Consider the following 21452-nt stretch of genomic DNA (forward strand, 5'->3'; position numbering starts at 1 on the left):
CACGCGGTGAACGCAGGGGCACGGGGCGGACGGGCCCGCAAGGGCGCCGTCCCGTTGTGCCCACCCTCCCCGACTTCGTCCGGGGGACCCCCACGCCCCAGCGGAACGATTGCCCACAACGCGCAAGGCTCCCGCCCGGAGATCCCGGGAGGGAGCCTTCTTCGACGCGGCGCGCAGCCTACGCCGGGACCGACGGTTCCCGGCGGCTGTCCGACCAGGCCGACCACAGCTCCGCGTACCGTCCGCCCGCCGCGACCAGTTCCTCGTGCGTGCCCGTCTCCACGACCCGCCCCCGGTCCAGGACCACGACGCGGTCGGCGGTCGCCGCCTGGGGGAGGCGGTGGGCCACCATCAGGCCCGTACGGCCCTCCAAGGCGCGCAGCGCGGCCGTCTCGAGGACGCGGGCGCCCGCGCTGCCGGCGTCGGCGGTTGCCTCGTCGAGGATCGCGATCGGCGGGTCCGTGAGGACCAGCCGGGCCAGGGCCAGGTGCTGGGCCTGGGTCACCGTGAGGCGGTGGCCGCCCTCGCCCACGACCGTGGCCGCCCCCTCGGGCAGCGCGTCGACCCACTCCAGGGCGCCGACACGGTCCAGCGCGGCGCGCAGCTCCTCCTCCGTCGCCCCGGGGCGGGCCAGCCGCAGGTCCTCGGAGAGCGGTCCGGCGAAGACGTGGACCTCCTGGCTGATCAGGGTGACCGCCCGCCGGACCCCGGCCGGGCCCAGCTCCCGGGAGTCCACGCCACCCAGGGAGATCGCGCCGGTCGACGGGTCGTGCACACCCGCGATCAGCTTCGCCAGCGTGGTCTTGCCCGCGCCGCTGGCACCGACGAGGGCCACCCGCTCGCCCTCCCGGACCTCCAGGTCCACCGAGGCGAGCACCGGGTGGCCGTCCACGTACGCGTGGCCGAGGTCCGTCACCTTGACCGAGCCGTCGACCGGCACGGCGGCCCGCTCGTCGGTCTCCCGCTCGGCCGGGAGGCTCGACACGCCGACCAGGCGGGCGAGGCTCGCGCCGGCCGACTGGGCGTCGTCGATGAGGAAGAGCGCGGCGTTGATCGGGTTGAACAGACCGTGGAAGTAGAGCGCCGCAGCCGTCGCCGTACCGATGCTCACCGCGCCGTTGTCGACCAGGAAGAACCCGGTGACGAGGATCGAGGTCATGCCGATGAACTCGGCGATGTTGAGACGCGAGAAGAACCCCGAGACCAGGCGCATACCGCGCGCCGCCAGGTCCACCGCCGTCTGCGAGCGCTGCTCCAGGAGTTCCGCGTGCCGGCCGTTGAGACGGAACGCGCGGACCGTACGGACGCCGCCGATGCTGTCGAGCAGCTGGTGCTGCAGCGCGCCCGTCGCCACCCGGTGCTCGCCGTAGATGCTCGCGGCGCGCGGGATGTACCAGCGCACGGTGAGGACGTGGACCGGGACGGCGATCAGCACGGCGAGCAGGAAGCGCCAGTCGAGGACGGTCAGACCCACGAGGGTGAGCACGATCGTGAGGAAGGCGCCGGCGAACTCGGGAAGCGCCTGCCGTACCGCCCGCGCGATCAGGGTCACGTCGCCCGTCACCCGCGAGGTGAGGTCGCCCGAACCGGCCTGCTCGACCCGTTCGAGCGGCAGCCGCAGTGCCCGGGCGATGAACCGTTCCCGCAGGTCCGCCAGGACCGTCTCGCCGAGCCTGGCGACGAGCGACTTGCCGATCGCGGTCGCGATGCCGCGGGCGACGGCGACCGCGAGGAGGAGCAGCATCGGGACGGTCAGCGCGGACGCGCCGCGCTTCTCCACGACGAGGTCCACGATCCGGCCCAGCAGCGGCGCCGTCAGCAGCCCGATGGCCGTGCCGACGACGAGGACGGTCACCGCGCCCACGGCGAGGAGCCGGTGACGGCGCACCAGCTCGCGGACGACGGCGAGGGTCCGGGCGCCGCTCGCGGTGGGCAGCAGCTCGCGTTCGGGTGTGCCGGGTCCGCTCATCGTCCGTCCTTCGTCCTGCGGGTCTCGGTCCTGCGGGTCTCGGTCCTGGCCGGCCCGGTCCGGGGCGGTCGTCATGCCAGCACCGCCGAGCGGTACGTCTCGTGCTCGGCGACCAGCTCCGGGTGGCTGCCCTCGGCGGTCACCCGGCCGTCGTCGAGCATGACGACCACGTCGGTCCCGGCGAGCAGCGCGGGGCTCGTGGTGACCAGGACCGTGGTGCGGCCGCGGCGCAGGTCCCGCAGCCGGCCGGCGATGCGGGCCTCGGTGACGGTGTCGACGGCCGTGGTCGGGTCGTGGACGACGAGGACCGGCGGGTCGGCGGCGAGAGCCCTGGCGAGCGCGACGCGCTGGCGCTGACCGCCGGAGAGCGACTTGCCGCGCTCGGTGAGGACGGTGTCCACGCCGTCGGGCAGCGCCTGGGCGACGTCGTCGGCGGCCGAGGCGGCGAGTGCCGGACCCAGGTCCGCGCCGTCGAGCTCCGCCCCGGCGCGCACGTTGGCGAGCAGGCTGTCCTCGAACAGGTCGGCGTCGTGGTGCGCGACCAGGATCGCGCGGCGGGCGTCGTCCGGGCCGAGGTCGGTCAGCGGTACGCCGTCGAGCTCGACGCTCCCCTCGGCGGGGTCGAGTTCGCGGCCCAGACAGAGCAGCAGGTCGTTCGCGGCGGCCGCGTCACGGGCGACCACGCCGACGAGGCTGCCGGGCGCGATGTCGAGGTCGACCCCGCGCAGCGCGCCCTGGGTGACCCCCCGGAGCCGCAGCCGCCCGGCGACCGGGTCGGCCAGGGTGACCGTGCCCGCGGGGACGGCGGGCGGCGAGGCGAGGACCTCGGCGATCCGCTCGGCGGAGGCCCGGCCCTGGGCGAACTCGCCGTTGACGTAGGTGAGGAGCTGGAAGGGGCCGAGGAGGTACTGGGCGAGGCCGACGGCAGCCACCAGCTCGCCCACGGTGATGCTGCCGTTCATCGCGAGGTGCGCCCCGACGAGCCCGATCGCCGCGATGAAGATGCCCGTCAGGGCGAGGATCGCGCCGTCGTGCCACGCCCGGCTCGTCGCGGCGCGCAGCGCCGAGGCCAGCGAGCTGCGGCTCGTCTCCCGGTACCGGGAGACCGCCGCCGCCTCGGCCCCGATGCCCTTCAGCACGCGCAGGCCGGCGACCAGGTCGGCGGCGACCCCGGAGGCGTGGGCGGCGTGCTCCTGCTCCGCCTCGCTGCGCCGTTCGAGCGGGCGGCTGATGACATGGCCGAGCCACAGCAGCGGCGGGACGCCGAGGAGGACCAGCAGGCCGAGCGGTACGGAGATGCGGAGCAGGGCCACGGCGCTGATCGCCAGCCCGGCGACGGCGGACAGGGTGTACGGGAGCGCGGCGGCGACCGATCCGACCCGCTTGGCGTCGCCGGTCGCGACGGCGGTCAGCGCTCCGGGCAGCCGCCCGCTGTCGGCGCCGCCCCGTGGGTCGAGCACCCGGGCGGCGAGGTCCTGCCGGATGCGGTGCGCCGCCGACTCGCCGGCGCCCTCGGCGAGCCGTGCCGAGTTGCGGTAGCAGGTGGAGAGTACGAGGAAGAGGCCGGCGAGCACGAGCAGCCACCGCAGCAGGGCGCCGGAGGAGCCGGTCGCCACCGCCTCGTCGATGACCAGACCGATGACGACCGGGACGAGAGCCTCGCACACCTGATGCGCCATGCCGAGGAGCGAGGCTCCGGTGACACGGCGCCGTTGATCGGCGAGTGCTCTGCGGAGGACGAAGCCTCCCGTTGGTCCTCCAGCGGGCATGCGACGCCTCCACAGAAACAGAGCTGGATTATTAGGTAAGGCTACCTTAAACACCGCCGGTGCCAAGGGTGCCCGGGGGCTCTCCCGGCGCGTGCGCGTGTGGCTGAAATGCCATGCTGCGCAGCCACGTTGACCTCTTCACGGCTGTACGGTTAGGCTCACCTAAGTTCGATTGGCGGTGTGTCATGTCGCGTGCCGCACCACCGTGTTCCACGCTTCGCGCCGCTCGCGGAGCGCTCGATTCCGCCGCCAGGGGAGTGGTCGTTGTCCGTCGAAACCCGGGCGGCGCCCGGAAGCGAGAGCGCGGGTCCCGCCGATCCGGTCGCGCCCACGGCGCGTCCGGCCGCGATGGCCCTGCGGAGCCTCGGACTGCTCGTGTCGCTCGGCGCACTGGTCCTCGTCTCGCTGCTCAGTGTCTGGGTGGGCACCCGCGGCATCCCGTTCGCCGCGACCTGGGACCTTCTCTGGGCTCCCGACACCTCGGAAGCCGCCACCATCGTCCATGAGTACCGGATCCCCCGGACCCTCCTCGGACTGCTCGTCGGCGTGGCCCTCGGGCTCTCCGGGGCCCTGATGCAGGCACTGACCCGCAACCCGCTCGCCGACCCCGGACTGCTCGGCGTGAACCTGGGCGCCTCCGCGGGCGTCGTCGTGGCCGTCGCCTTCCTCGGTGTCGCCCAGCCGCTCGGCTACCTGTGGTTCGCCCTCGCCGGCGCCGCCGTCGCGTCGGTCGGCGTCTACCTCCTCGGCTCCTCAGGGCGGAAACTGGCCACCCCCGACCGGCTCGTCGTCGCGGGCGCGGCGGTCACCGCCGTCCTGTACGCCTTCAACTGGGCGGTCCTGCTCTTCGATCCGGAGGCGTTCGACCAGTTCCGCTTCTGGACCGTGGGGTCCCTCGCGGGCCGGTACTACGACATCGTCCTGCTCGTCGTGCCGTTCGTCGTCGTCGGGCTGGTCGTCGCCTTCCTGCTGGCCCCCTCCTTGAACGCCCTGGCCATGGGCGACCAGATGGGCCGCGCCCTCGGCGTCCACGTCGGCCGGACCCGCGTGCTCGCCGCGGTCGCCGTGATGCTGCTCTGCGGGGCGGCCACCGCGGCCGTCGGTCCGATCAGCTTCGTCGGCCTGGCCGTCCCGCACATCGCCCGCTTCATCGTGGGGGCCGACCAGCGCTGGGTGTTCGCGTACTCGATGGTCCTCGCCCCGGTCCTGCTCATCGGCTCGGACGTCATCGGCCGCGTGCTCGGCGCGCCGGGCGAGGTGCAGGTCGGCATCGTCACCGCCTTCATCGGGGCCCCCTTGTTCATCGCGCTGTGCCGTCGTCGAAAGCTGGTCATGCTGTGAGCGCCGTAGGGGAGTCGACCGGCTCCGTGCCCGTGTCCACCAAGGACCACGCCCCCCGGGCCCCCCGGGTCATCAGCGGCCGCGTCGTCCGGACGGGCGCGGTCTCGCTCCGCGTCCAAGGCCGCACCCTCGCCGTCACCACCCTGCTGGCCGCCCTGCTGGTCGTCGTCATGGGCATCACCCTGACCACCGGCGACTTCCCGCTCACCGTCGGCGAGGTCGTCGGGGCGCTGACCGGAAACGGGTCCGGCGCCGCCGACTTCGTGGTCAACACCTTGCGGATGCCGCGCCTGCTGACCGCGGTCTTCGTCGGCGCGGCCCTCGCCGTGAGCGGGGCGATCCTGCAGAGCCTCACCCGCAACTCCCTCGGCAGCCCCGACATCATCGGCTTCACCAACGGCTCGGCCGTGGGCGCGCTCGTCGTCATCATCCTGCTCCACGGCAGCATGACCCAGATCGCGTTCGGCGCGCTCGTCGGCGGCCTCGCCACGGCCCTCGCCGTCCATCTCCTGATGATCGGCCGCGGGCTGCAGGGCTTCCGGCTGATCGTCATCGGCATCGGCGTCAGCGCCCTGCTGCTCGCCGCCAACTCGTACCTGATCACCCGGGCGACCTTCCAGGAGGCCCAGGAGGCCCAGGCCTGGCTCATCGGCAGCCTGGGCAACCGGCTCTGGACGCACGCCAACGCCATCGGCATCGCGCTCGCCGTCCTGCTCCCGCCGGCCCTCCTGCTCTCGCGCCGGCTCGCCATGGTCGAGATGGGCGACATCACGGCGACGGCCCTCGGCGTCGACGTGGCCCGCACGCGCACGGTCCTCCTCGTCATCGGCGTCGCCCTCGCCGCGTTCGCCACCGCCGTCACCGGCCCCATCTGGTTCATCGCCCTGGCCGCGCCGCAGGTCGTCCGCAGACTCACCGCGTCCTCCGCGCCCTCGCTGCTGTCCTCCGCCTTCATGGGCGCCCTCCTGCTCGTCGTGAGCGACCTCGTCGTGCAACGGGTCTTCGCGCCCGCGCTCCTCCCGGTCGGCACGGCGACAGGCGCCATCGGCGGGCTCTACCTCATCTGGCTGCTGATCACCGAGTCGCGAAAGAGCCGCGCATGACTGGAACCAACGCCCCGCAGCCCCGGCTCCGCGCCGAGGAGCTGACGCTCTCCTACGACCAGCGGACCGTCGCCTCGTCCCTGAGCGTCGACATCCCCGACCGCTCCTTCACGGTCATCGTCGGACCGAACGCCTGCGGCAAGTCGACGCTGCTCACGGCGCTCGCGCGGATGCTCAGGCCCAAGGCCGGGCAGGTCTACCTCGACGGCGCGGCCATCGCCTCGTACCGCTCCCGCGAGGTGGCCCGGCGGCTCGGTCTGCTCCCGCAGACCTCCAGCGCTCCCGGCGGCATCACCGTCGGCGACCTGGTGGCCCGCGGCCGCTATCCGCACCAGCGGCTCCTGAAGCAGTGGTCCGCCGAGGACGAGACGGCCGTCGTCGAGGCGATGCGCCAGACCGGTGTGCTGGAGCTCGCCGACCGCCCCGTCGACGACCTCTCCGGCGGTCAGCGGCAGCGCGTCTGGCTCTCCATGGTGCTGGCGCAGCAGACGTCCATCCTGCTGCTCGACGAGCCGACCACCTTCCTCGACATCGCCCACCAGGTCGAGGTGCTCGACCTCTGTGCCGAGCTGCACGCCCGCAAGGGCCACACCGTGGTCGCGGTCCTGCACGACCTCAACCAGGCGTGCCGCTACGCGACGCACCTGATCGTGATGCGACCCGGCGGAACCATCGCCGCCGAGGGCGACCCGGCCACCGTCATGACCGCCGACCTCGTCGAGGACGTGTTCGGCCTGCCGTGCCGGATCATCGACGACCCCGAGACCGGAACCCCGCTCATGATCCCGGCCGCGCCCCGGCGCTTCGAGCCCGAGCCCGACGCCGCCCCGGCCTGGGACGCGGCCGACGACGCCGTACTCGCCGAGACCCCCTAGGACGGACTGCGCATGATGCTCTGCACGAGGCTGACGAACGCGCGCATCCTCACCATGGACCCCGACCACCCCGTCGCCCACGACCTGGGCATCTGGCAGGGCAGGATCGTGGGCCTCGACGAGGCCGTGACCTCCCTGCCGGCCCGTGAGGTCGTCGACCTGCAGGGCGCCACCGTCCTGCCCGGCTTCATCGACAACCACGTCCACCTGTCCTGGACCGGCCTCAGGGCGAGCTCCCCGAGCATCGCGGGCCTCGACCGCGTCGAGGACGTCCTCGACGTCGTGGCGGAGGCCGCCTCCCGCAGGAACACCCCCGGCGCGTGGGTCAGCATCGGCGGGTACGACCAGCGGACCCTCGGGCGGCACCTGACGGCCGAGGACCTCGACCGGGTCGGCCAGGGCCACAAGATCTTCGTGATGCACGACTCCGGTCACGCCTGCGTCGTCAACAGCGCCGTGCTCGACCTGCTCCCGCCGGAGGTGCCGCACGACAACGGGGTCCTCGTGGAGAGCGCGATGGGCGCCGTACGCAGGCTCCGGCTGCCGTACGCGCAGGAGGAGCTCGCCGACGCCATCGAGTACGCGGCCCGCGTGTGCCTCGCCGAGGGCGTCACCGCCTGCGCCGAGGCCGGGATCGGCGGGGGCCTGCTCGGGCACAGTCCGGTCGAGCTCGGCGCGTACCAACTCCTGCGGGACCAGGGCCGTCTGCCGCTGAGGGTCCAGCTCATGCCCGGCGGCGACACGCTTCGGCCGCAGGGCGCGCACGAGCGCGACGGCATCCCGCGCGCGCTCGACCTCGGCCTGCGCACCGGGTTCGGCGACGACTGGCTCTCCGTCGGCGCCCTGAAGATCTACACCGACGGCGGCATGATGGCCCGTACGGCCGCGCTCACCGCCCCGTACGAGGGCATGGACCACACCGGCCAGCTCCAGGACGACCCCGAGCGCCTCACCTCCCTCATCGTCGACGGCCACCTCGCCGGATGGCAGCTCGCCGTCCACGCCATCGGCGACCGGGCCGCCGACCTCGCCCTGGACGCCGTCGAACGGGCCCAGGAGCTGCGACCCCGCACCGACGCGCGCCACCGCATCGAGCACGCCGGGCTCATCAGGCCCGACCAGCTCGCGCGCTTCGCCCGGCTCGGGCTCAGCGCCGTCGTCCAGCCCAACTTCCTGCGCTACTTCGGCGACGACTACGCGACGATCATGGGCCCCGAGCGTGCGCCCTGGATGTACCGCGGCCGGGGCTTCCTCGACCACGGGGTGACGCTCGTCGGCAGTTCCGACCGGCCCGTCACCGACGGATCGCCCCTGCGGGCCGTCCAGTTCATGGTCGAACGTGCCTCGGTCTCGGGGCGGCTCATCGGCCCCGACGAGGCGATCACGGTCGACGAGGCGCTGCGCGCCTACACTGTCGCCGGTGCGTACGCCTGCCGCTGGGAGGACAGCGCCGGCACGCTCAGCCCCGGCAAGCGCGCCGACCTCGTCGTCCTCGGCGACGACCCGCACCGCGTCGACCCCTCGCGGATAGGCGACATCGAGGTCCTCGCGACCTTCGTGGACGGACGAGAGGCGACGGAGGGGCGGAAGCTGTGAACAGGCGGACCGACGCCCTGGCAGTCCACTCCGACCTGTGGGAGGTCCCCGCGGTTCCGCCCCGCTGGGTCGTCTGGCACGTCCGCGAGGGTGAAGTCCTCGTCTTCGACCGTGAGTTGAACATTCCGGTCGACGTGGACGACGCCGCTCTGGCGGAGGTCGTCCGCCGGATGCGCGAGGCCGGTGCGCCCGAGAGCCACGACTACCCGGGCCGTCCGTGCTGACCGGGGCGACCCCGGCCCGCCTGGGCGAGGACCCGCTGCCGGGACCCTGGCGGTCCGGTCAGGGGCCGCGGCTCTGGATCGTGCCCGTGGGCGCGTACGGGCCGCGGGCGGACGACCTGCGCGAGCTGCTCGACGAGGGCGAACGGACCCGCCTCCAGGGCTTCGTACGGGCCGCCGACCGCGCCCGCTACCGCGTCGCCCATGTCGCTCTGCGGCAGCTCCTCGGCGCGTACCTGGACACGGACCCGGCGAAGGTGGGCTACGTCCGCGAGGCGTGTCCCGGGTGCGGCGGCCCGCACGGCCGCCCGGCCGTGGCCCCCGCCCTGCGGTCCGTTCCGCTCCACTTCTCGCTCTCCCACTCCGGCGACGTCGTCCTGCTGGGTTTCGCGGACACGGCGGTGGGTGTCGACGTCGAGGCGGTACCGGCCCCGGACGTGGCGGCCGAGGTCGCCGGGCTGCTCCACCCGGTCGAGCGGGCGGAGCTCGCGGCCCTGCCGGAGCCGGCCCGCGCCGTCGCCACAGGGCGCTGCTGGGCCCGTAAGGAGGCGTACCTCAAGGGCGTCGGCATCGGCCTCGGCGAGGATCCCTCCGTCACCCGCGTGGGGGCGGGGGCCGCTCCCGCCGCTGTACCCGGCTGGTCGGTGAGCGACGTGCCCGTGCTTCCCGGATACGCGGCGGCGTGCGCCGTCCGGTCGGCGGGCGGGCCGGCTCCGGACGCGTCGACTTGGTCCTCAACTTAGCCAAGGCTACCCTTAGTTCGACTGTTCCACCGGGTTGGGCGGCGACCCCACCGCCCCTTCGCGCACGGTGGAACCGAGGAAGGAAAGCCTTGACCACGGCCCCGCCGCGCCAGGCCACGCTGTCGCCTCGCGTACCCGCCACTCCCGGCCATCCCCCGCTCTCCCTGCGACCCGCCCGGCCCGAGGACGCCTCCGCACTCGCCGCGCTCTCGCGGCCCTTCGTCCGCTCCGGAGCCCTTCGCGCCCGCCCGCTCTCCCTGTACGCCGACCGGGCCGCCGACTTTCTCGTCGCGGAGACCCCCGGCGGCACGCTCGACGGCTGCATCGGCCTCCGCGCCCACCCGCTCGGGGCGGGCGTCCTGTACAACTTCTGCGTCGCCGGCCGCCGTCAGGGATGCGGCCTGGGAGCACGGCTGCTGACGGCCGCCCTCGCGCGGGCCGGGAACGAGTCCCTCCGATCCCTGTTCACGGCCACGACCGGCGGGGGCCATCTCTTCCTCCGCCACGGCTTCGCGCCGTCCCGCGCGGACCTCGCACCGGCGGCCTGGGCCCGCTCCCTCGACCCCCGCCGCAACGCCCGGATCCTGGCCCGCGCCGTCCGGTCCGATCCCTGACGTCACTGCTTGGGGGCGCACGACGCCACCGGCTTGGCCGCGCCGAGGAGTTTCAACGGCACCGGCACCTCGCCGCTCTCCGTCTTGAGGACCAGCGTTCCCCCGGTGATCCGCACCACCGTCCCGCAGGTCGTCGTGGAGCCGTGTTCGACGCGCAGCGCCGGCTCGTCACGGGGCGGCCCGTACCAGGTGGTGGCCACCGCTGCGACGAGCAGCGCCGCGCACGCGGAGGTGGCGACGACGCCGCGCCTGAGCGCGACCACCGAGTCCAGTGCCTCTGAGTGGGCGCGGACGGCGGCAGGTGGCAGGTCACGCAACGGGACGACGCCGAAGCGGCCGTGTGCCGCCCGCAGCAGCAGGGCCGCACCACAGCCGCCGCAGGCCAGCGCCGCGAGGAGCATGGCGCCGACCGCCTCGGACCAGCCCTCGGCGAGCTGGCCGACGTCGGACCGGCCCTTCACGAGGCCGAACCCGACGAGCCCGGCGAGCAGGGCTCCCAGGCCGTTGCGCCACGCGAGGGCGGCGGACCTGATGCGGGGCAGTTCGCCGCGGATCAGCTCCTCCCGCTCCTCGGCGCGGCGCAGGTCCTCGGGTGTCGCGGCGGGGCCCGGCCTCGGTCGGCGGGTCACAGCAGGAAGTTCCAGTAGGCACCGCATCCGGTGCGGCCGTCCGGGCGTCCGGGGTGTTCCTCGCGGCAGTCGCAGACCACCAGCAGAGGGTCGGCGCCGCCGACGCCACGGACCACCTCGTCGAAGGCGGGTATCTCCAGGGAGACGCCGCATCGCGGGCACGGCCCGCGAAGTACCGTGGCACCGTCGCCGTAGTCCTCGACGGTGAACACCGCGGCCGCCGTCGAGGCGTAGGAGGGATCGTTCGACAACTGGTACTGCAGGGGAAGATGGCTCACGCTTCAAGGTCCTGTGTGGGTGAAGGGGATCCAGACGCTCGGCCGGTCGCGGTGGCGGTCGCGCAGCCGGACGAGGGCGGAGTGCAGTGCGCGGGCGGCGGCGTCCGTGTCCAGCCCGTCGTCCCGCTTCAGCTGTCGGTACACGTGGTCGGAGACGAATGCAGCGGCCGGGTCGTACACGGACCAGAGAGTGGCGATCACATGCCTGCATCCGGCGTGGTGGAGCGCCGCCGCCAGCGTGATCATCTCGTCGGAGAGCCACACGCCACCGGTCGCGGTCTTGCACGCGGACAGGAAAGCGAGGTCCGTCTCCAGAGGGCCCGCCAGCAGGTCGGTCACCGACAGCATGCCATCGGCGAGCAGGAGCCCGGCGCGGGACGGCATGTTGAGATTCTGGGTGCCGTGACAGCTGAAATGGACGTACTGATGAGTCCTCAGGTTCGCCAGGACCTCCCCGGTGACGGCCTCCGACTGGCTGAGGACCGTGCACCGGTTCTCACCGAAAAGGCCTCTCAGCAGAGCCCGTTCGGATGCCACGTTGGGGAGCGGGGCCTGTCCCGGCGTCTGCTCCATCGCGACGACGAGCATGCGACCGCCGTCCGCCACCCCACGCCGCCTGGCATGGTGCAGCGCACGTAAGGACGGCGTGTACGAGGATACGACCGAGTCGAGCACACTACGACCGGGCTGGTCGTGATGACCGGCCGCGTGGAGCGGGAGGAGCGCGAGCTGTCCGGTGGGGCACCACCACAGCCGGGGCGGAGTCCCGTCCGGTCGGGCAGCGAGCCGCAGGCCGGCCAGGACCGGGCCGGCGACCCGGTCCCACAGCCGGCCGAGAGTGCCCCGCAGGCCCGCCTCGGTCACGAGCCGCAGCTCTGCGAGTACCCGCTGGGCATCCTGATACGCGTGCAGGTCCTCCGAAGCCGGAACACCCTCCAGCAGTCGGCGACGCAGGGACGAGACCTCTGCCTGCGCTCGTTCCAACCCCTGCACCATGCGCAGATAGTCCAGGGCTTCCCGCTCCACCTCGGCACGGGTCAGTCCCGGCAACTCCAGGGAACGCACGCCGTCGCCGGACACGACGAGGGCGTCACAGCGCTCGCGTCCGACATTCAGAATGACCACCGGCCCGTCGGCCGCGGGTCTCAGCGTGTCGATCCGCAGCGGCCGCAGGAAGTTCTCCAGCCCTTCCACACCGCGGATCTCCCCGAGCAGCGCCTCCCACTCGGCTGCTGCCGCGATCCGGTCGTCCAGCTCTTCGCTCATTGGCCCACGCTCCCCCCAAGCGGCCCGCTACAAAAGAACATTACGGCCCGAGGCCGGACAAGGACGGGGGATTCGTCATGACGTACTCCGATGAAAACGGCGAACTCAGCGAAGCGGCGTTGCTCTCGGGCGAAGGCGCGGCCGCCTTCGCCCGCTCACTGGAGAGCGGCGACCCCGCACAACTGGTGGAAGCCGTCGCGAGCTTGGACCGCGCGGCTCGTCTGTGCACCGAGGACGATCCCGCGCGGTCGACGGTCTTCCACAACCTGAGCCAGGCCCTGCACACCTGCCACCGCGCTTTCGGCGAGCCGGTCATGCTGGCCAGGGCGGTGTCAGCGGCTCGCGCGGCGGTGAGCCACCTCGACGACCATGACCCGACCGCCGGTCTCGTACTCACCCATCTCGTGCGCGTCCTTGGGGTGTCGTTGTCTACGGGGACGAAACAACCGAGGGTGCTGAGTGAGGCGCTGCGCGCCGCCCGGCGGGCGGTACGCCTCACTCCCGCCGACTCGCCGCACCTCGCCGCCCGCCTCGAGGACCTCGTACGGCTGCTGTACGTCGCTGTTCGAGACGGGGGCGGCAACGACGTCCGTGCCGAACTCGTCGCCGCGCTCGGTCGACTGCTCGACGCCCTGCCCGCTTCCCATGCCCACCGCCCAGCCGTCCTCGCCCCACTCCTCCAGGAGTTGAGGAGGCAGTACGAGATCACGAAGGATCCGGCCGCCCTCGAGGCAAGCATGCCGGTGGGAAAGGAACTCGCATACGGGTTAAGGGAGTCCGCCCCCGAGCGGTACGCGGCCGCATTGAGTCTCGTGGCCGTCACCGCCGGGGACCTCTACCGCACCACCGGGCTCCGTCCGTGGCTCGTCGAATCCATCGCCCTGTGGCGCGAGACCCTCGCCGCAGCACCCGAAGGACCGCACACCGTGGTGGGCCACATGGAGCTCTGCGCGCACCTCGTGGAGTCGGGGCGTCTCGACGACGACCGCGAGGCGTTGGAGGAGGCGGTCCGAGCCGGCAGGAATGCCGTGGCGGGCGGTGGCGGTGCGGAGGCGAGTGGGCGGCTTGGCGCCGCCCTGGCCGCGCTCGGCGATCCGACAGCCGCCCAGCGGCACTACCGTGACGCGATCCGCGCGAGTGGCACAACAGGCGCGCACACCGCCCGGTGGCGGTCCGAACTGAGCGAGCTCATGGCCGAGTCTGGTCAGGGGGACGCGGCCCTCGGTCTCGCCCGTGCGGCTGCGGAAGGGTACCGGGGCCGGCTCGGCGAAGTCGTCGCGCTCGCACGGCTGACCGGTCTGCTCAGCCGGCTGGCACGCGAACGCGATGATGTCGGGCTGATGAGGGAGGCCACCGCCACGGCCCGGCGGATGGCCGCTCTCGTACCGGCGGAGCAGCCCGGCAGGATGACCACGCTGCACGAACTCGGGCAACAGCTGTTCCTGCACTACAAGTCGGAGCCGGACCGGGCGCTGCTCGACGCTGCGGTGACCGCCGGGCGGCAGGCTCTGGAGGCGTATCGGGGCGAAGTGCCGGGCGAACAGGCTCCCGTCGCTGTCGTCGAGGCAGGGCTGGGCCGCTCGCTGCATCTGCTCGCCCGGCTCACCAAGGACGAGCAGCTGCTCGACGAAGCGGCCGGACTCCTGCGTGAGGCCATCGCCACCCTCAAGGCCGGACATCCGCTGCTCACCTCTTTCCGGGCGGAGCTGGCCACGGTGCTGGCCGGGGCGGCGGACGGCTCGCTCCGTGAGGAACACCAGATCCGGGAGGCCGTCGAGGTGGCACGGGTGGCCGCCCTGGAGGGCGGCGTCGAGGGACTCAACGCCCTCGGTGGAGCCCTGACCCAACTGGCGCGGGCCACGCACGATCAAGCCGTCGTGGACGAGGGGATCGACGTGATCACGCGCGCCATGAGCGTCCACAACCGCGCGTCGTCGGGACGCGCGGGGCACAGCGTGCAGGGGGGTGCACTGCTCGCTCCGTGCGGACCTGCGCGTCCTCCGTTACGAACACACCAACGCCACGGCGGATCTGAACGCCGCTGTCGACGGGTACGAGGAGGCCTCCGCCATCGTCCCTCGGGACCATGTGAGCCGGCCGTACCTGGCGGCGATGCGCTGCTCGCTGTCGGGACAGAGGTGGGCCGTCGCGGGGAGGTCGGAGGACGAGGAGAAGATGCTCCGTGCCGGACGCGAGGCGCTCGCGCTCACCACCGATCCCCACCTGTCGTCATCACTGCGGTGCGCTCTCTCCGACGTACTCCAGCACAGGAACAGCCGCACCGGCGATCCCGGCGACCTGGACGCCGCCATCGACCTGTGCGAGAAGCCCCTTTCCCTCGGCGGTCTTCCGGACGCCGCCCGGCTGCCGCTCCACGCACAGTTGTGCTACCTCCTGCGGGTCAAGTACAGCCGGACCGGGGCCCGCGCCGACATCGACGAGGCCGTGGCCCACGGTCAGGCGGCCGTCGCCTTCCAGGGCGAGGCACCCGCGGAACTGCCCCGCTGGCGGTCGTACCTGAGCGCCGCGCTGCGCGAGCGGTCCGAGAGCACCGGCTCTCACGCGGACATCGACGAAGCTATCGAACAGGGCCGGATGGCGGCCGAAGGCGGAGAGACGGACGGCGTGGGTCACCACGGCTCGGCGGTGCTCCAGCGGTACCGGACCCTCGGGAAGCTCGACGACCTGCACCGAGCCGTCCTGCTCGCGCGCGAAGCCGTGACAAGCGTCGATACGGACGCGGGGGCGGCTCTGTCCAATCTCGGCTCCTGCCTGGCCCAGCGGCATCAGGAGATGGGCACCTCGGAGGACCTGGACGAGGCGATCGCCTCGTTCCGAGAGGCGGTGGAACGGACCGACCCGCAGCACCAGGCCCGGCCCAACCGGCTGATCAACCTCGCTCTGAGCCTGAGCGAGCGCTATCGGCAGCAAGGTGCCGAGGCCGACTTCCGGTCTGCCGAGGCTGCTGCGCGCGAGGCCGTCGGCCTCGCCCCCACCGCCCACCCGCTCAAGGCCCGCGCCTTGGACACGCTCAGCCACGTCGCGGCACAGCGGCATTCCAGAACCGCTTCTCCGGCCGCCCTGGACGAGGCGATCTCGGCAGCTCGCAGGGCCCGGGACGTCAACGACCATCCGGCCCTGGGACAGATGGTGCACAACCTGGCCGTCTACCTGCTCTCCCGGTTCAACCTCACCAGGGCCGTGGAGGACCTCGACGAATCGATCGACCTGTGCAGGGAAGGGCTCGAATTCGATTCCCAGGCCACGGTGAACCTGCGCTACACCCTGGGGCAGGCGCTGGCCGCACGGTCCGACCTCACGGGCGACGCCGACTCGGCACGGGAGGCGATCGAGGTGTGGCGCGCAGGGGCCACGGCACCCACGGGACGGGCCGAGGCACGTCTGGCCGCGGCGGTCGAATGGGCCCGGTTCGCCGAACGACGCTCGGACGCCTCGGCCTTGGAGGCATATGGCCAGGCCATCGCCCTGCAAAGGATTCTCGTCTCACTGGGGGCGGCCCGCTCCGACCGCGAAAGGTTCCTCACCCGATGGCGCGGACTCGCCGGAGACGCGGCAGCGGCGGCCCTCGACGCGGAGCGTACCGAGACCTCGGTCGAGCTGCTGGAGCAGGGGCGCAGTGTCCTGTGGTCCCAGTTGCTGGATCTGCGCTCCGACCTCACCGAGGTGCGGGAACGGGCCCCGGAGCTCGCCCGGCGCCTCATCGCGGTCCGTGAGCGGCTCGACCGTCCGCCCAGTCGCCCCTGATCACCGCTCGCGGGCGGCGCCCCCGCCGGCCGGTACGGCTCAGGGCCCGCCGCCCGCGTGCAGGTGGCGCGGTGGGCGTCAGGCGGCGTCCAGGATCGACGGGAACGCCTTCACCAGCTGGTCGACCTGGTGCTCCGTCACCGTCAGGGCGGGAGCGAGGCGTACGAGGCCCGGTCCCGCCGCGTTGACCAGGAACCCGGCGTCCCGCGCGGCCCGTTGGACGGACGCGGCGACCGGCTCGGTGAGGACGACCGCCAGGAGCAGGCCCGCACCCCGGACCTCGGCGACCCGGGGATGCGCCGCCGTCTCGATGCCGCGGCGCAGCCGCTCACCCGTCCGTACGACGCGGGCGAGCAGCCCCTCGGCCTCTATGGCGTCCAGCACGGCCAGACCGGCCGCGCACGCCACCGGGTTGCCGCCGAACGTCGAACCGTGCTGCCCGGGCTCCAGCAGCTCCGCGGCCCGGCCGAAGGCGACGGTCGCGCCGATCGGAAGCCCGCCGCCGAGCCCCTTGGCGAGGGTGATCACGTCCGGATCCACCCCCGCGTCCGCCTGGTGCGCGAACCAGCGGCCCGTGCGGCCGATCCCCGTCTGCACCTCGTCGAGGACGAGCAGGCTCCCGGCCGCCCGGGTGATCTCGCGGGCGGCCCGCAGATACCCCTCCGGTGCCGGGACGACTCCGGCCTCGCCCTGGACCGGTTCGAGCACGACCGCCGCGGTGTCCCGCGTCACGGCGGCGCGCAGCGCCTCGACGTCCCCGAACGGCACGTGCGTCACATCGCCGGGCAGCGGCAGGAAGGGTGCCTGCTTCGCCGGCTGGCCGGTGAGAGCCAGCGCCCCCAGCGTGCGCCCGTGGAAACCGCCCTGCGCGGCGACGAGGTGAGGGCGCCCCGTCCGGCGGGCGATCTTGAAGGCGGCCTCGACCGCCTCCGCACCGGAGTTGGCGAAGAACACCCGTCCGCGCTCCCGCCGGCCCAGGAGGGCGAGCAGCCGTTCGGCCAGCGCCACCGGCGGCTCGGAGACGAACAGGTTCGACACGTGCGCCAGCCGTCCGACCTGCGCCGTGACGGCCGAGACGACGGCGGGGTGCGCGTGGCCGAGCGTGGTGACCGCGATCCCGCCGGTGAAGTCCGTGTAGGCGCCGCCCGACTCGTCCCAGACCGTGCTGCCCTCACCCCGGACGAGCGCCAGCGGCGGCGTGCCGTAGGTGTCCATCATGACCTCGCTCCAGCGGTGCGCGAGGGGTGCGGCGCCGTCGGCGGTCGTCATGCGCGGGCCTCCTCGGTCACCCGGGTCTCCCCGGACGGCTGTGACGTCTGGAGCTCCTCGGCCCCGGCGACGGGGTCGGGGACGATCGTCGTACCCGGTGCCGCCTCCGCGAAGACGCCGCACAGCAGCGCGTGCGGCACCCGGCCGTCCAGGACATGGGCCCGGCGGACCCCTTCGCGGACCGCTCGCAGGCACCCCTCCATCTTGGGGAGCATCCCGCTCGTGAGCCCGGGCAGCAGGGCGCCCAGTTCGGCGGCCGTGAGCCGGGAGATCACCTCGGTGCTGCGCGGCCAGTCCGCGTACAGGCCCTCGACATCGGTCAGCACCACCAGCCGCTCGGCACCGAGCGCGACGGCCAGTGCCGAGGCCGCGAGGTCGGCGTTGACGTTGTAGATCTCCCCGTCCACGCCGCGTGCCACCGGTGAGACCACCGGGATGCGGCCCTCGTCGAGCAGCGTGCGTACGGTTCCTGGATCCACGGCGACGACCTCACCCACGAGGCCGATGTCCACGGGGCGTCCGTCCACCCAGGCCGGGCGTCGCACCGCCGTCATGGTGTGCGCGTCCTCGCCCGACATGCCCACCGCGAACGGCCCGTGGGCGTTGAGGGCGCCGACGAGGTCCCGCTGGACCTGGCCCGTCAGCACCATGCGGACCACCTCCATCGTCTCGGGCGTCGTGACGCGTAAACCCGCCTCGAAGCGGGTCTCGAGGTCGAGCCGGTCGAGCATCGCGCTGATCTGCGGCCCGCCGCCGTGCACGACGACCGGGCGCACCCCCGCGTGCCACAGCTCCACCACGTCCTGGGCGAACGTCCGGTGGAGCGCCGGGTCCACCATGGCGTTGCCGCCGAACTTGACGACCACCGTGCGGCCCTGGAGCTCCTCGAGCCAGGGCGTCCCGGCGGCACGCGGGCCGGTAGCCGTGCCGGTCGTCCGGCCGGCGGGCGCGTCGGCGCGCTCCGGGGCGAGCGATCTCATCCGTGTGGTCCCCTGCCCCTTCATGAGCTGTACGCGCTGTTCTCGTGGACGTACTCGGCGGTGAGGTCGTTGGTCCAGATCACCGCCGATGAGTCGCCGGCGCGCAGGTCCACCGTGATCGTGATCCGCCGGCCCGACAGGTCGACCTTGTCCCTGGCCTCGCCCGCCGCGCCGCTCCGGCACACCCAGACGTCGTTGATCGCCACGTCCAGCCGGTCGGGATCGAAGGCCGCCGACGTCGTACCGATCGCGGAGAGCACCCGGCCCCAGTTCGGGTCCTCCCCGTGCAGCGCGCACTTGAGGAGGTTGTTGCGTGCCACGGAGCGCCCGACCTCGACGGCGTCCTCCTCCGAGGACGCGCCGACGACCGTCACCTCGATCTCCTTGGACGCCCCCTCGGCGTCCGCCACCAGTTGCCGGGCGAGATCGAGGCAGACGGCGTGCACGGCCTCGGCGAACTCCGCGAGGCCGGGGGCGACCTCCGAGGCGCCCGAGGCCAGCAGCAGCACGGTGTCGTTGGTGGACATGCAGCCGTCGGAGTCCACCCGGTCGAACGTGGTGCGCACCGCCCGGCGCAGTGCCGCGTCGAGCGCGTCCGCGCCGAGGTCTGCGTCCGTGGTGAGGACGACCAGCATCGTGGCGAGACCGGGCGCGAGCATGCCCGCACCCTTGGCCATGCCGCCCACCGTCCAGCCGTCCCCGGACACCACGGCCGTCTTGTGCACGGAGTCCGTCGTCCTGATGGCGACGGCTGCGTCCTCACCGCCCCCGTCCGTCAGCCGGTCCACGGCGGTGTCGATGCCGGCCGTGACCCGCTCCATCGGCAGCCGGACGCCGATGAGGCCGGTGGAGCACACGGCCACGTCGTGCGGGTCCACGTCCAGCGCCCGCGCGGTGCGCTCGGCCATCAGCAGCGCGTCGACCGCGCCGGCCTGACCCGTACAGGCGTTGGCTCCGCCGGAGTTGAGGACGACGGCCGTGAGCCGGCCGTCCGCCAGGGCGCGGCGGGACCAGCGTACGGGCGCTGCCTGTACGCGGTTGGAGGTGAAGACGCCGGCGGCGGTGCGCGACGGCCCTCGGTTCACCACGAGGGCGAGATCGCGATCACCGGACTCCTTGATGCCTGCGGCCACGCCGCTCGCAAGGAATCCACGGGCAGCGGTCACACTCACGGAGCCACTCCATTCGTGGGCAGGCCGAGCCACTCCGGCAGGCCGAGGGCGAGATTCATGCACTGCACCGCGGTGCCCGCGGTGCCCTTCACCAGGTTGTCGATGGCGCTCACACAGATCAGGCGGCCCGCGTCCGGGTCCACGGCGATCTGCACCTGGACGGTGTTGGAGCCGAGCACGGCCGCGGTCGAGGGCCACTGCCCGGGCGGCAGCAGACGGACGAAGGGCTCGTCGGCGTACGCGGCCTCGTAGACCGCGCGCACCACGTCCTCCGGTGCGGCCGCCGCGTCGGGGCGGAGCCGGGCCGAGCCGGTGGCGAGGATGCCGCGCGGCATCGGGGCGAGGGTCGGAGTGAAGGAGACGGTGACGTGCTCGCCGGCCACCAGGGAGAGGTTCTGGGTCAGCTCGGGGGTGTGGCGGTGGCAGCCGCCCACTCCGTACGGACTCATGGACCCCATCACCTCGGCGCCGAGCAGGTGCGTCCGGAGCGCGCGTCCGGCGCCCGACGTGCCGCTGGCCGCGACGACGACCGCCTCCGGCTCCACCAGGCGGGCCGCGTAGGCGGGGAAGAGCGCCAGGGTGACCGCCGTGGGGTAGCAGCCGGGCACCGCGATCCGGGTGGCGCCCTTCAACTCCTCGCGCACCCCGGGGAGTTCCGGCAGTCCGTAGGGCCAGGTGCCGGCGTGGGCGGAGCCGTAGAACCGCTCCCAGGCCGCGGGGTCGCGGAGCCGGAAGTCCGCTCCGCAGTCCACGACCACCGTCTCGGGGGCGAGCTCCCGCGCGAGGGCGGCCGACTCTCCGTGCGGCAGGGCCAGGAAGACCACGTCGTGCCGGCGCAGGGTCTCCGCCGAGGTCTCGTCGAGAACCCGCTCGGCGAGCGCGGCCAGCTGCGGCTGTACGGACGAGAGCGGGCGGCCCGCGCTGCTGTGCGCGGTGAGCGCTCCGATCTCCACTCCGGGATGGGCGTCCAGCAGGCGGAGGATCTCTCCGCCCGCGTAGCCGCTGGCACCGGCCACGGCGACCCGTACGGTCATCTTCTTCGTCTCTCCCTGTGCGTGTGGGGCTGCGGTGACAGAGTCGGCGCCGCAGGTCGCCGTCAGGGGGACCCGGTCACGCGTCCCGGTGAACGGCTGGTGGAACCCTGTTGAGCAGGAGGTCGCGGAGCATGGCCTCGGTCGTGCAGACGACACCGCTGCGGGCGGCCCAGCGCAGCGCCATGGCGTGTTCCTCGGGGGAGAAGTCCGCCACGGCGTCCGCGACGACGAAGGGCTGGATGTCGTTCATGAAGGCGTCCGCGGCGGTCAGCAGGACGCCGAGATGGGCGTACACCCCGCAGACGATCAGCTGGTCGCGGCCCTCCGAACGCAGCAGCCTCCCGAGATGGCTGCGGAGGAAGGCGTTCTGACGCACGTTGGGGAGCAGATGCTCGCCCGTGCGGGGGGTGAGCGGCGCGATGATCGCGGCCGCGTCGGGCTCGTCGCCGATGCCGGGACCCCAGATGTCGGCGACGAGCCCGCGCTGGCCGGGCCGCTGGGCGGCCGGCTCGGCGCTGAAGACGACGGGCATGCCGAGGGCCCCGGCGAGCTCGCGCAGGGCCGCGATGTTCTCGACGAGTTCCACGACCGGGCTCTGTCCGGCCGGGAACACCTCCACGAAGTGGTTCTGCATGTCGTGGACCAGGAGCGCGGCGCGGCCGGGGTCGACGGACCAGGAGGCGCAGGACCGGGGGAGGGCCGCGCGGTCGGGCAGGGGGTAGGGGCCGACGGTCGGCAGGCCCATGGTGGTTCCTCCCCCCGGATGGCGTGCGCGTGTCAGCGCCACCACCGCTCGCTCTGTGGTTTGCTTAGCCTAACCTAAGTTCA

At 73.2% G+C, this 21452-nt stretch carries 20 protein-coding genes; 8 read left to right on the top strand and 12 right to left on the bottom strand.

Features of this window, described 5'->3' with window-relative positions:
* Positions 1-178: 178 nt before the first annotated feature.
* Both ACZ3IJ_RS02940 and ACZ3IJ_RS02945 read right to left on the bottom strand, forming a co-directional pair.
* A complete protein-coding gene (locus ACZ3IJ_RS02940; RefSeq protein WP_467465884.1) occupies positions 179-2044 on the bottom strand; it encodes an ABC transporter ATP-binding protein in 1866 nt (621 codons plus the stop codon).
* On the bottom strand, positions 2041-3738 hold the full coding sequence (locus ACZ3IJ_RS02945) for an ABC transporter ATP-binding protein (protein ID WP_467465885.1): 1698 nt from the start codon (positions 3736-3738) through the stop codon (positions 2041-2043). Before ACZ3IJ_RS02945 ends, ACZ3IJ_RS02940 begins: the two co-directional genes overlap by 4 nt.
* A gap of 264 nt (positions 3739-4002) precedes the next feature.
* On the opposite strand from ACZ3IJ_RS02945, the gene ACZ3IJ_RS02950 reads away from it, so the two are divergent.
* The 7 genes from ACZ3IJ_RS02950 (at position 4003) to ACZ3IJ_RS02980 (ending at position 10231) form a co-directional block, all read left to right on the top strand.
* Positions 4003-5079 (top strand): FecCD family ABC transporter permease, encoded by a 1077-nt coding sequence (locus ACZ3IJ_RS02950; protein ID WP_467465886.1) that lies wholly within the window; start codon positions 4003-4005, stop codon positions 5077-5079.
* Complete coding sequence (locus ACZ3IJ_RS02955) at positions 5076-6182, top strand: FecCD family ABC transporter permease (protein ID WP_467465887.1); 1107 nt, start codon at positions 5076-5078, stop codon at positions 6180-6182. Before ACZ3IJ_RS02950 ends, ACZ3IJ_RS02955 begins: the two co-directional genes overlap by 4 nt.
* The gene (locus ACZ3IJ_RS02960; protein ID WP_467465888.1) at positions 6179-7057 is read left to right on the top strand and encodes an ABC transporter ATP-binding protein; all 879 of its coding nucleotides are present in this window, start codon (positions 6179-6181) and stop codon (positions 7055-7057) included. Before ACZ3IJ_RS02955 ends, ACZ3IJ_RS02960 begins: the two co-directional genes overlap by 4 nt.
* Before the next feature lie 15 nt (positions 7058-7072).
* Positions 7073-8653, top strand: a complete 1581-nt coding sequence (locus ACZ3IJ_RS02965) for an amidohydrolase (RefSeq protein ID WP_467466258.1) — start codon at positions 7073-7075, stop codon at positions 8651-8653.
* On the top strand, positions 8650-8877 hold the full coding sequence (locus ACZ3IJ_RS02970; RefSeq protein WP_467465889.1) for a hypothetical protein: 228 nt from the start codon (positions 8650-8652) through the stop codon (positions 8875-8877). The genes ACZ3IJ_RS02965 and ACZ3IJ_RS02970 overlap by 4 nt, the downstream gene beginning before the upstream one ends.
* Positions 8871-9617 carry a 4'-phosphopantetheinyl transferase family protein gene (locus ACZ3IJ_RS02975; protein ID WP_467465890.1) on the top strand — a complete coding sequence of 249 codons (747 nt, stop codon included), beginning with the start codon at positions 8871-8873 and terminating at the stop codon, positions 9615-9617. Before ACZ3IJ_RS02970 ends, ACZ3IJ_RS02975 begins: the two co-directional genes overlap by 7 nt.
* A gap of 89 nt (positions 9618-9706) precedes the next feature.
* Entirely contained in the window at positions 9707-10231 is a 525-nt protein-coding gene (locus ACZ3IJ_RS02980) for a GNAT family N-acetyltransferase (RefSeq protein WP_467465891.1), read from the top strand.
* Positions 10232-10233: 2 nt separating this feature from the next.
* On the opposite strand, the gene ACZ3IJ_RS02985 is transcribed toward ACZ3IJ_RS02980, so the two are convergent.
* From ACZ3IJ_RS02985 to ACZ3IJ_RS03005, 5 genes are all read right to left on the bottom strand, one after another.
* The gene (locus ACZ3IJ_RS02985; protein WP_467465892.1) at positions 10234-10860 is read right to left on the bottom strand and encodes a hypothetical protein; all 627 of its coding nucleotides are present in this window, start codon (positions 10858-10860) and stop codon (positions 10234-10236) included.
* A complete protein-coding gene (locus ACZ3IJ_RS02990; RefSeq protein WP_467465893.1) occupies positions 10857-11138 on the bottom strand; it encodes a hypothetical protein in 282 nt (93 codons plus the stop codon). The genes ACZ3IJ_RS02985 and ACZ3IJ_RS02990 overlap by 4 nt, the downstream gene beginning before the upstream one ends.
* A gap of 3 nt (positions 11139-11141) precedes the next feature.
* Entirely contained in the window at positions 11142-12404 is a 1263-nt protein-coding gene (locus tag ACZ3IJ_RS02995; protein WP_467465894.1) for a CHAT domain-containing protein, read from the bottom strand.
* 332 nt (positions 12405-12736) lie between these two features.
* A complete protein-coding gene (locus ACZ3IJ_RS03000; RefSeq protein WP_467465895.1) occupies positions 12737-13051 on the bottom strand; it encodes a hypothetical protein in 315 nt (104 codons plus the stop codon).
* 120 nt (positions 13052-13171) lie between these two features.
* A complete protein-coding gene (locus ACZ3IJ_RS03005; protein WP_467465897.1) occupies positions 13172-14269 on the bottom strand; it encodes a hypothetical protein in 1098 nt (365 codons plus the stop codon).
* A 100-nt stretch (positions 14270-14369) separates the two neighbouring features.
* Between ACZ3IJ_RS03005 and ACZ3IJ_RS03010 the strand changes: the two genes are divergently transcribed.
* A complete protein-coding gene (locus ACZ3IJ_RS03010; RefSeq protein ID WP_467465898.1) occupies positions 14370-16169 on the top strand; it encodes a coiled-coil domain-containing protein in 1800 nt (599 codons plus the stop codon).
* A gap of 78 nt (positions 16170-16247) precedes the next feature.
* Here ACZ3IJ_RS03010 and ACZ3IJ_RS03015 read toward each other — a convergent pair whose 3' ends face one another.
* From ACZ3IJ_RS03015 to ACZ3IJ_RS03035, 5 genes are all read right to left on the bottom strand, one after another.
* Positions 16248-17438, bottom strand: coding sequence for an acetylornithine transaminase (locus ACZ3IJ_RS03015; protein ID WP_467465899.1), 1191 nt, complete (start codon positions 17436-17438; stop codon positions 16248-16250).
* The gene (gene argB / locus ACZ3IJ_RS03020) at positions 17435-18418 is read right to left on the bottom strand and encodes an acetylglutamate kinase (protein WP_467465900.1); all 984 of its coding nucleotides are present in this window, start codon (positions 18416-18418) and stop codon (positions 17435-17437) included. The genes ACZ3IJ_RS03015 and argB overlap by 4 nt, the downstream gene beginning before the upstream one ends.
* 20 nt (positions 18419-18438) lie before the next feature.
* Complete coding sequence (gene argJ, locus ACZ3IJ_RS03025; protein ID WP_467465901.1) at positions 18439-19590, bottom strand: bifunctional glutamate N-acetyltransferase/amino-acid acetyltransferase ArgJ; 1152 nt, start codon at positions 19588-19590, stop codon at positions 18439-18441.
* Positions 19587-20624: an N-acetyl-gamma-glutamyl-phosphate reductase gene (argC, locus tag ACZ3IJ_RS03030; RefSeq protein ID WP_467465902.1), complete on the bottom strand. Its 1038-nt coding sequence runs from the start codon at positions 20622-20624 to the stop codon at positions 19587-19589. Before argC ends, argJ begins: the two co-directional genes overlap by 4 nt.
* A gap of 76 nt (positions 20625-20700) precedes the next feature.
* Entirely contained in the window at positions 20701-21369 is a 669-nt protein-coding gene (locus tag ACZ3IJ_RS03035) for an isochorismatase family protein (RefSeq protein WP_467465903.1), read from the bottom strand.
* Positions 21370-21452 lie beyond the last annotated feature (83 nt).

It is taken from the genome of Streptomyces sp. NPDC013317, from assembly GCF_055563155.1.

Excerpts from the sequence above, each read along its gene's own strand:
- ACZ3IJ_RS02965 (WP_467466258.1), top strand. The coding sequence starts at position 7,073 with ATGCTCTGCACGAGGCTGACGAACGCGCGCATCCTCACCATGGACCCC.
- ACZ3IJ_RS03000 (WP_467465895.1), bottom strand. The coding sequence starts at position 13,051 with ATGGGAAGCGGGCAGGGCGTCGAGCAGTCGACCGAGCGCGGCGACGAG.
- ACZ3IJ_RS03035 (WP_467465903.1), bottom strand. The coding sequence starts at position 21,369 with ATGGGCCTGCCGACCGTCGGCCCCTACCCCCTGCCCGACCGCGCGGCC.
- argC (WP_467465902.1), bottom strand. The coding sequence starts at position 20,624 with ATGACCGTACGGGTCGCCGTGGCCGGTGCCAGCGGCTACGCGGGCGGA.
- ACZ3IJ_RS03015 (WP_467465899.1), bottom strand. The coding sequence starts at position 17,438 with ATGACGACCGCCGACGGCGCCGCACCCCTCGCGCACCGCTGGAGCGAG.
- ACZ3IJ_RS02940 (WP_467465884.1), bottom strand. The coding sequence starts at position 2,044 with ATGACGACCGCCCCGGACCGGGCCGGCCAGGACCGAGACCCGCAGGAC.
- ACZ3IJ_RS02995 (WP_467465894.1), bottom strand. The coding sequence starts at position 12,404 with ATGAGCGAAGAGCTGGACGACCGGATCGCGGCAGCAGCCGAGTGGGAG.
- ACZ3IJ_RS02960 (WP_467465888.1), top strand. The coding sequence starts at position 6,179 with ATGACTGGAACCAACGCCCCGCAGCCCCGGCTCCGCGCCGAGGAGCTG.
- argB (WP_467465900.1), bottom strand. The coding sequence starts at position 18,418 with ATGAGATCGCTCGCCCCGGAGCGCGCCGACGCGCCCGCCGGCCGGACG.
- ACZ3IJ_RS02945 (WP_467465885.1), bottom strand. The coding sequence starts at position 3,738 with ATGCCCGCTGGAGGACCAACGGGAGGCTTCGTCCTCCGCAGAGCACTC.